The organism is Caballeronia sp. (assembly GCF_049581465.1).
In the GTDB taxonomy this organism is placed as follows: domain Bacteria; phylum Pseudomonadota; class Gammaproteobacteria; order Burkholderiales; family Burkholderiaceae; genus Caballeronia.
The window spans coordinates 1-4,700 of record NZ_JBAUSA010001323.1 but is presented as its reverse complement, the minus strand read 5'-3'; the positions used below and the strand labels follow the sequence as shown (position 1 = coordinate 4,700).

Here is a 4,700-nt window from a genome sequence, read left to right as displayed (position 1 = left end):
ACCCAGGACATCGCTTACCGGACGCTGCGGCGGCTCGCCGTTGCAGATGCGCTGCTTGCCAAAATGGTGCGCAAGGCGCCCCCGCCACACGTGTCGAATGTGATGGCGTGCGCGTTCGCGCTGCTTGTCGACGACGAGGCGCATGCAGCCTACACAGCGTTTACGGTCGTCGACCAGGCGGTCAATGCGATCGCCGCGCGCCGCGATCTGGCGTTTGCAAAGGGCCTGGTCAACGCCGTATTGCGCACCTTCCTGCGCGATCGTGACACTTTGCTGGCGGAGGTCAACAAGGACCCCGTCGTGCGCTTTAACTATCCGGCGTGGTGGATCGACGCCGTCAGGCGCGGCCAGCCCGATGCATGGGAAAGCATTCTCGACGCCGGCAATCGGCAAGGCCCGCTCACTCTGCGGGTCAACGCGCGGCGCATGACCGTTGAGCAATACCTCGGCGTGCTCGCGAACGAGGACATCGAAGCTGAAGCGGCAGGCCTGCACGCGGTGCGCCTCAAGACGCCAATGGGTGTCGACAAGATTCCCGGTTTCGCCGACGGCATTGTTTCCGTTCAGGACGCGGGAGCCCAACTCGCCGCGCAGTTGCTGAATGTGCGCGACGGCATGCGTGTGCTCGACGCATGTGCAGCGCCGGGCGGCAAGACCGGACACGTGCTGGAACTGGCAAAGGTCGAACTGATCGCGCTCGAAAGCGATGCTGGGCGCGCGCGGCGTATCGGAGAGAATTTGCAGCGGCTTCACCTCGAAGCCGAGATTCGCGTGGGCGATGCCGGCGATCCGCCAGCGTGGTCGGATGGCGATCCGTTCGACCGGATTCTCGCCGACGTGCCGTGCTCAGCCTCGGGTATTGTGCGGCGTCATCCGGACATTCGCTGGCTGCGCCGGCCCTCGGATATTCCCGCGCTGGTTGAAGAGCAGCGGCGCATTCTCGCCGCGCTTTGGCCGCTCGTGGCAACAGGCGGTGAATTGCTCTACGTTACGTGCTCGATCTTTCCTGAGGAGGGCGAGTTGCAGGCACAGTGGTTTGGAGACGTTCACGAAGATGCGGTACGATTGAACGCGCCGGGGCAATTATTGCCGATGACCAGCCGCGTCAATGCGGCTGAATCGGAGGCAACTCAAGGCGCGGCGCATCCTGACCGCTCAGTATCGAACCAGGACGCGGAACCCTTCGCGGACCACGACGGATTCTTCTACGCGCGCTTCCAGAAACGGTGACGATTAAACGCTTTTTTCCGCTGCCGCGCGTGGCTGTTGGCCGGGTCGTGCTGGCCTGGCTGCTGAGCCTCGCGCTGTCTTTCCTGAGCGCTGCGCCTGCATTGGCCGATCCAATCGCCGTGCAGCGCGCGTCGTTGCAGGCCGACGGCGGCGGCTGGAGCCTCGACGCGCGTTTTGACTTCGAGTTGAACAGCAGCCTGGAAGACGCAGTGAACAAGGGCGTGCCGCTTTACTTCACAACCGACTTCAATCTTTCACGCCCGCGCTGGTATTGGTTCGACGAAGAACCGGTGAACGTTTCGCAGAGTATCCGGCTGTCGTTTCAGCCGCTGACGCGTGAATATCGCGTGTCCACGGGCGGATTACAGCTCGGTTTCGCCACCCTTCAGGAAGCGCTCGCGGTCGTCAAGCACGTCACGTCGTGGCATGTGATCGAGCGCAACCAGGTACTGCCTGGCGAGACCTACAACGCGTCGGTGCGCATGCAGCTCGACATTGCGCTGATGCCCAAGCCGTTCCAGATCGATGCGGTCAACAACCGCGACTGGAATCTTTCTTCCGACTGGAAGCGGTTTACTTTTACGGCGGCGACCATTGCTAAATAACCTTCGCCGCCCGCCGCTGCGCCAGAAAACGAACATGACGAGCATCGTGATTCGCGCGCTCGTCGTGACCGTTGCGCTGACGGCCATTCTCCTGCTCGTGATGCTGGCTCTTGCCAGCGCCAATACCGAGTTCTTCGATCGCTACTATCAGTGGCTCTACGCCGCGAACCTTGCCGTGGCGGTGGTGTTGCTGCTGATCGTGGTCGGCCTCGTCGTGATCATCATCACGCGTGTGCGACAGGGCAAGTTCGGCACGCGGCTGCTCGCGAAGCTCGCGTTTATTTTTGCGCTTGTGGGCGTGGTGCCGGGCGCCATCATCTACGTGGTGTCGTACCAGTTTGTGTCGCGCAGTATTGAATCGTGGTTCGACGTGAATGTGGAAACCGCGCTGACGTCAGGCTTGAATCTCGGGCGCGGCATGCTCGACGCGTCCTTGTCCGATCTGCAAAACAAGGGCCGCCTGATGGGCGACCAACTCGCAAGCGCCGATCCAACCAGCCTGACTCTCACGCTGCTGCGCCTGCGCGATCAGTTCAACGTGCAGGACGCGACCATCGTGGAGCCTATGCGAAGCGGATCCGGCACCGCGCCCGACGTACGTGTTGTTGCTCAGGCTTCGAGCAACTTTGCGGCGCTCGTCCCCGATGACCTGCCGTCGCCGTTGCAATTGAGTCAGGCGCGTGGCGGGCCGTATGGCGCGATCGAAGGCGAGGTCGACGGCGATTCGAATTTGACCGGGCCGAAGGGGGCACTGAGGCTAAGGGTGATCGTCAAGATCCCCGATAGCTCGACCACCGAACTTCAGCCAGCCGAAAGGTTCCTGCAAATCGAGCAGCCCGTCAGTACGGCGCTCGCTCGCAACGCCGATGCCGTGCAGCGTGCGTATCGCGAGTATCAGGAGAAGGCGCTCGGGCGCACCGGCTTGCGCAAGATGTATATCGGCACGCTGACGCTTGCGCTGTTCCTCGCCACGTTTATTGCGATGATGCTGGCGCTCGCGCTCGGCAATCAGCTTGCGCGGCCGCTGTTCCTGCTCGCACAGGGCACGAAGGAAGTCGCCGAGGGCGACTACACGCCCAAGCGCGAAGTGAAGTCGCGCGACGAACTCGGTTTCCTGACGCAGTCCTTCAACGCAATGACTCGGCAATTGTCCGAGGCCCGCGCGGCGGTTGAGAACAATCGGATCGCGCTGGAACATTCGAAGGCGTATCTCGAGAGCATTCTCGCGAACTTGACGGCCGGCGTGTTTGTGTTCGATCGACAGTTCCGCTTGACCACGGCCAATCGCGGCGCCGAGCGGATTTTCCGCCAGCCGTTCAGCGCTTCGCTTAATTTTCCGCTTGAGCAGATCGGCGTGCTGGCGGAGTTCGGCGCGATGGTGCGCAAGGCGTTCGCTGATCGCGATGCCGCGGCGAGTGGCAGCGGCAAGCCGGTCGGCGACCGCGGCCACTGGCAGCAGCAACTTGCCGTGCCGGTAGCGGGCGAGAATGATCCGCTGACCTTGCTCGTACGCGGCACGCGATTGTTGAGCGCGACGGAGAACGAATCCGACGACGCCGAAACGACCGGCTATGTCGTGGTGTTCGACGACATCTCCGACGTCATCTCGGCGCAGCGTTCGGTGGCATGGGGCGAAGTGGCGCGGCGTCTTGCGCACGAGATCAAGAACCCGCTCACGCCGATCCAGCTATCGGCCGAACGGTTGCAAATGAAGCTCACGGACAAACTCAGTCCCGCCGATGCCGAGGTGCTCAAGCGTGGCGCGACGACGATCGTGAACCAGGTGCAGGCGATGAAGCGCATGGTTGACGACTTCCGCGAATACGCGCGCACGCCGCCGGCCGTATTGGGCAATTTGCAGTTGAACGAACTAGTGACAGAAGTGTTGACGCTGTACGGCATCGAGGAAGGCAAGAGCATTATTACGGTCGACCTCGCGAAATTGCCGGTGATTCGCGGCGACGCCACGCAGCTTCGACAGGTTATCCACAATCTGTTACAGAACTCGCTCGATGCGGTCATCGATACTGCCGAACCTCACGTGCGGCTTGAAACGAAGACAGTAGAATATGGCGACCCTGATGCGACCGGACATGTTCACGTGGCAGTGCGGCTGACGGTGTCGGACAACGGGCCAGGTTTTTCCGCGCGCATTCTTTCGCGCGCGTTCGAACCGTATGTGACGACCAAGGCCAAGGGTACGGGCCTGGGTCTTGCAACGGTCAAAAAGATCGTCGATGAGCACGGCGCGCGAGTCGACATACGGAACCGGTCGAAGGCCGGGGATGTCATTGAAGGCGCGCAGATCTCAATTCTGTTCCTCCAACTCGCGGACGACACCGCCGAACCGGGCGCTACAACGCCCGGGCACGGAGCGGGTGCAGGTCACGGAACGACAAAAGCATTAGTGCAGACAAGGGCAGCGTAAATGGCAACCATCCTGGTGGTAGACGACGAAATGGGTATCCGGGAATTGCTCTCGGAAATCCTGAGCGACGAAGGTCACGTGGTGGAGACGGCGGAGAACGCGCAGCACGCGCGGGAGTATCGGCTGCGGCAGGCGCCGGATCTCGTGCTGCTCGACATCTGGATGCCCGATACCGACGGCGTCACGTTGCTCAAGGAGTGGGCGGCGCAGGGCAAGCTGACCATGCCGGTGATCATGATGTCGGGCCACGCGACCATCGACACCGCCGTCGAGGCGACGAAAATCGGCGCGCTGAATTTCCTCGAAAAACCGATCGCGCTGCAAAAACTGCTGAAGGCGGTCGAGCAGGGACTCGCGCGCGGCACGGCGGCGACGCCGGTGGCGTCGACGGCGGCGAAACCGCTGATGTCGGGTGGCTTGTCGAGCGTGCCGGCGAC

The 4,700-nt window shown here is 62.3% G+C and carries 3 protein-coding genes and 1 pseudogene; all 4 read left to right on the top strand.

The window, feature by feature from the left end; genetic code table 11:
• Window positions 1-1,230 (top strand): 16S rRNA (cytosine(967)-C(5))-methyltransferase RsmB (rsmB, locus tag WCA53_RS32030; protein ID WP_423921227.1); only part of this gene is annotated, 1,230 nt, incomplete at its 5' end.
• A gap of 47 nt (window positions 1,231-1,277) precedes the next feature.
• On the top strand, window positions 1,278-1,835 hold the full coding sequence (locus WCA53_RS32025; protein ID WP_423921229.1) for a DUF4390 domain-containing protein: 558 nt from the start codon (window positions 1,278-1,280) through the stop codon (window positions 1,833-1,835).
• A 34-nt stretch (window positions 1,836-1,869) separates the two neighbouring features.
• Window positions 1,870-4,263 (top strand): ATP-binding protein, encoded by a 2,394-nt coding sequence (locus WCA53_RS32020; RefSeq protein WP_423921224.1) that lies wholly within the window; start codon window positions 1,870-1,872, stop codon window positions 4,261-4,263.
• Window positions 4,264-4,700: pseudogene (esaR, locus tag WCA53_RS32015) on the top strand (response regulator transcription factor EsaR); the annotation flags it as partial.